This window comes from Fulvivirga aurantia, assembly GCF_009711475.1.
Lineage (GTDB): Bacteria > Bacteroidota > Bacteroidia > Cytophagales > Cyclobacteriaceae > Fulvivirga > Fulvivirga aurantia.
The window spans coordinates 1-3,606 of the sequence record NZ_SMMD01000527.1 but is presented as its reverse complement, the minus strand read 5'-3'; the positions used below and the strand labels follow the sequence as shown (position 1 = coordinate 3,606).

The window sequence follows — 3,606 nt, the reverse complement described above, 5'->3', positions numbered from 1 at the left end:
TACTTAAACAAAACCATCGAAAACGTTTATGATAAAGAGCGACTTGAGTTTCTGAAACCCTATTTTGAAGGTGTAATAGAGCGAGGTGAAAAGGTACGATTTGAATATCAGCACGAAGGATATGATTATATTTTTTTAGGGACACCCTATATTAATGAAGAAGGCGAAGCGCTTTGCGGTATTTTCTTAACCCAGAATATAAGCGACTCTAAGCGCACAGAGAGACAGTTGAGAGAAACGATTAATGAACTAAGTTTTCAAAAATCGGCTATGGACTCTGCAGCCCTGGTGTCTATCACAAATACGGAAGACGTAATCATTTACGTAAATGATAGATTTTGCAACATTACCGGGTATACTCAAGAAGAGCTAGTCGGTAAAAGGCATAGCATTCTCAGGTCTGGCTATCATGATGAGGTTTTTCTCAAAAACATAAGAAAAACCGTAAGGAAGGGTGAGATATGGCACGGAGAGATTAAAAACAAGCGCAAGTCTGGAGAGTATTTTTGGGTTGACACATATGTAGTGCCTTTTAAAAACGAAGAGGGTGAGATCATAAAATATGTATATATAAGATTTGATATAACAGACCGTAAGCGCGCTGAAGAAGATTTGAAGGCGAGAAACTTTGAGTTAGATGCTTTCGCATACCATACATCCCATGATCTTAGGGCTCCTTTATCATCTATCATGGGTCTTACGGAGCTCATTGAGATGGAAACAGATATTTCTAAGATTAAAAATCTTGCTAATCTGATTGACCGAAGTGTGAAAAAGCTGGATGGCTTTATCCAATCGGTGATGACACACTCACAGAATACAAATTATGGAAGACAGATCACACAAATAGATCTGAAAACATTTGTAGAGACTACTTTAGATGAGTTGAAGTATCATAAAAACTATGAAAAAGTAAAGATCAGTGTAAGCGTAAATCAAACAGCACCGTTTTTTAGTGATCCTGTGAGGGTTAGTATAGTTTTGAAAAACTTATTGTCTAACAGTATTAAGTATACAAATACTATGATATCTAACGCTTACCTTAGCGTAGTAGTCGATTGTGATGAAAAACAAGCACACATTACGATAACCGATAATGGTATTGGAATAAAAGACGAGTATCTTGATCGTGTTTACAATATGTTTTTCAGAGCAAATGATCGTGTCGAAGGCTCAGGCTTAGGTTTGTACATTGTAAAACAGGCCATTGAAAGACTCAATGGCACTATTGATATTAAAAGTAAATACGGAGAAGGAACTGAAATTAAGCTTTCTCTGCCAAACGAAGAATAATGCATGTTACCAAATAAGGTAAGCTTTATTGGATCCGGAAATTTGGCCTGGCATCTGGCACCTGCCTTAGATAATGCAGGCTACGCTGTAGCCGAAGTTTTTAGCCAGAAAAAAGCTAATGCCAAGGCACTGGTAAACAGGTTATACCAGGCTGAGGTTAAAGCGGATCTAGACTTTTCTGAAAGCAACTCAGATATTTTTATAATAGCCGTAAGTGATGATGCCATAGAAGAGGTGGCCAGAGAAATGGTTATACCCGATGCAGCTATAGTTGTGCACACATCCGGGGCTTCATCTATTGGTGCATTAGAATATACTGCCACTGACAATATTGGTGTTTTTTACCCTTTACAGACATTCAGTAAAAATAAAAATGTTGAGTTTGCTGAAATACCTATCTGTATAGAATCGAATAATGATTATACAGAAGATACATTGATGGCAATGGCAAAAGCTATCAGTAAAAATTCGGTTAAAATCAATTCTAAGCATAGAAAGGCATTACACCTGGCCGCGGTATTTGCCTGTAATTTTACCAATCACTGCTTAAGAATGTCAGAAGATATTCTCAAAAAAGAAAAACTGTCATTTGATTTACTCAAGCCTCTTATTGGCGAGACGATCAATAAAAGTCTTTCCATTGGTCCTTCTAATGCACAAACGGGACCTGCAAAGCGCCATGATTTTGAGACATTGGACAAACACCTGGATTACATTGAAGACGAAGAGCTGGCTGAGCTTTATCGTCTAATCTCACAGCATATTGTAGACACCTATCCATTAGATTAAGCTTTGTCTTCTCACCACGTTATACGCGATAATCAGGAAGCCGCTGTCTTTTTGTACGACCATACATCGTGTGATTCGGAAATTTTGGGTAGTGCTCTGGAATGGAGTCCATTAATAATTACTACAGAAAACTCTGCTGAATTTTTACTGAGATCAGGCATTAAGATAGATGTGGTGCTAATTAAGTCTATAGGAATTGAAACCAACTCTGCCTATGAGTATACGACACACAATATAGAAGATAGCTATCTTGGGTCAGGTTTGCGTTTACTGACTGACAAAAACCACAAAGCTGTTTATATTTTCGGCTCACTAGATTCTTTAGATTTGGAGGTAATAGAAAGCTCAGGCCTGGTGATTTCTATTATTGACAGAAAAAGGAAATGGTCTTTTATTAAGAAAGGTAAAATAAATAAGTGGCTGCCTGATGGCGCCAAGCTGTATATAAAATCAACAGCTAAAATCGCTTCAGAGGGAGTATATCAGTCTGTTGATGTCCCCAACCTTATCAAAATTGACAAAGAAGGTTTAGTGAAATTAAAATCTGATCAAGGGTTTTGGCTAGGCGAAGATATCTCTTGAGTAAGTAGCATAGACTATACGATCTTTGCCATTTATGTCTTTAATCACTACCCCATCAACATAATCCATTACTTCTAATAAGGCCTTTACATCCTCAGCATACTTTTCGTTTACTTCAAAGTATATTTTTCCACCGGGTTTGAGGCTGCCAATTGACTGCTCAGCTATTCTTCTATAAAACAATAATGGATCTTCATCTTTTACATACAGAGCGGTAGCCGGCTCATGGTTGATTACATTGGCCTTCATTGCAGTCTTATCAGCATATGTTACGTATGGAGGATTGCTAACAATAAAATCCAACGATAAAGAAGGCATAGGCTCTCTTAAAATATCCAATAGCATAAAGTCTATCGAGACCTCGTGTCGCTGAGCATTTTGTTTGGCTGTTCTTATCACTCTTGGATCAAAATCAATGGCATAAGCCTTGGCTTGACTTAGTTCCTTCATAAGTGTGATAGGTATGCAACCTGTGCCAGTACCTATATCAGCAAATTTTATTTTTTTGCCTTTATTTTCCTGAACGATCAAATGAACTAACTCCTCAGTTTCCGGTCTTGGAATAAGTACTGATGGGTTTACAATAAATTTTTTACCATAGAAATCAGCCTCACCAATTATGTATTGAATCGGCTCGTTTTGATTGATTCTATTCAAAAACTTTTCAAGGGCCTTTTCTTCCGCAGATGAGAGATTTAACGACCGATCTAAAATGATGTCGTTTTTATCAATCTCAAAGAGATGATCTATGATGTGGTGAGAAAGACTATTTATTTCTTCTGGGCTTTCGTCTATCGTGATTTGCTCACGAATGTACTGCAAAAGCTTTTTTGAAGAGTCAGGAGTATTCCGAGACATTGATTGTTTTTTATCAGCAACCCGTTTACTAACATTGTAAAGTCAACAGGCACCACAAAGCTTATCAGAAATTTTAATTTTTCA

General features: G+C 37.3%; 4 protein-coding genes. 3 read left to right on the top strand and 1 reads right to left on the bottom strand.

Annotated features, from left to right (window positions below; genetic code table 11):
* The 3 genes from E1176_RS04110 to E1176_RS04100 form a co-directional block, all read left to right on the top strand.
* The coding region (locus tag E1176_RS04110) for a PAS domain-containing sensor histidine kinase (RefSeq protein WP_155209303.1) at positions 1-1,293 on the top strand (1,293 nt) is incomplete at its 5' end.
* A gap of 3 nt (positions 1,294-1,296) precedes the next feature.
* Entirely contained in the window at positions 1,297-2,082 is a 786-nt protein-coding gene (locus E1176_RS04105) for a Rossmann-like and DUF2520 domain-containing protein (RefSeq protein ID WP_155209302.1), read from the top strand.
* A gap of 3 nt (positions 2,083-2,085) precedes the next feature.
* Positions 2,086-2,664: a hypothetical protein gene (locus E1176_RS04100; RefSeq protein ID WP_155209301.1), complete on the top strand. Its 579-nt coding sequence runs from the start codon at positions 2,086-2,088 to the stop codon at positions 2,662-2,664.
* Here the strand turns inward: E1176_RS04100 and prmC are convergent.
* A complete protein-coding gene (prmC, locus tag E1176_RS04095) occupies positions 2,644-3,522 on the bottom strand; it encodes a peptide chain release factor N(5)-glutamine methyltransferase (RefSeq protein WP_155209300.1) in 879 nt (292 codons plus the stop codon). The genes E1176_RS04100 and prmC overlap by 21 nt on opposite strands.
* Between the last annotated feature and the right edge of the window lie 84 nt (positions 3,523-3,606).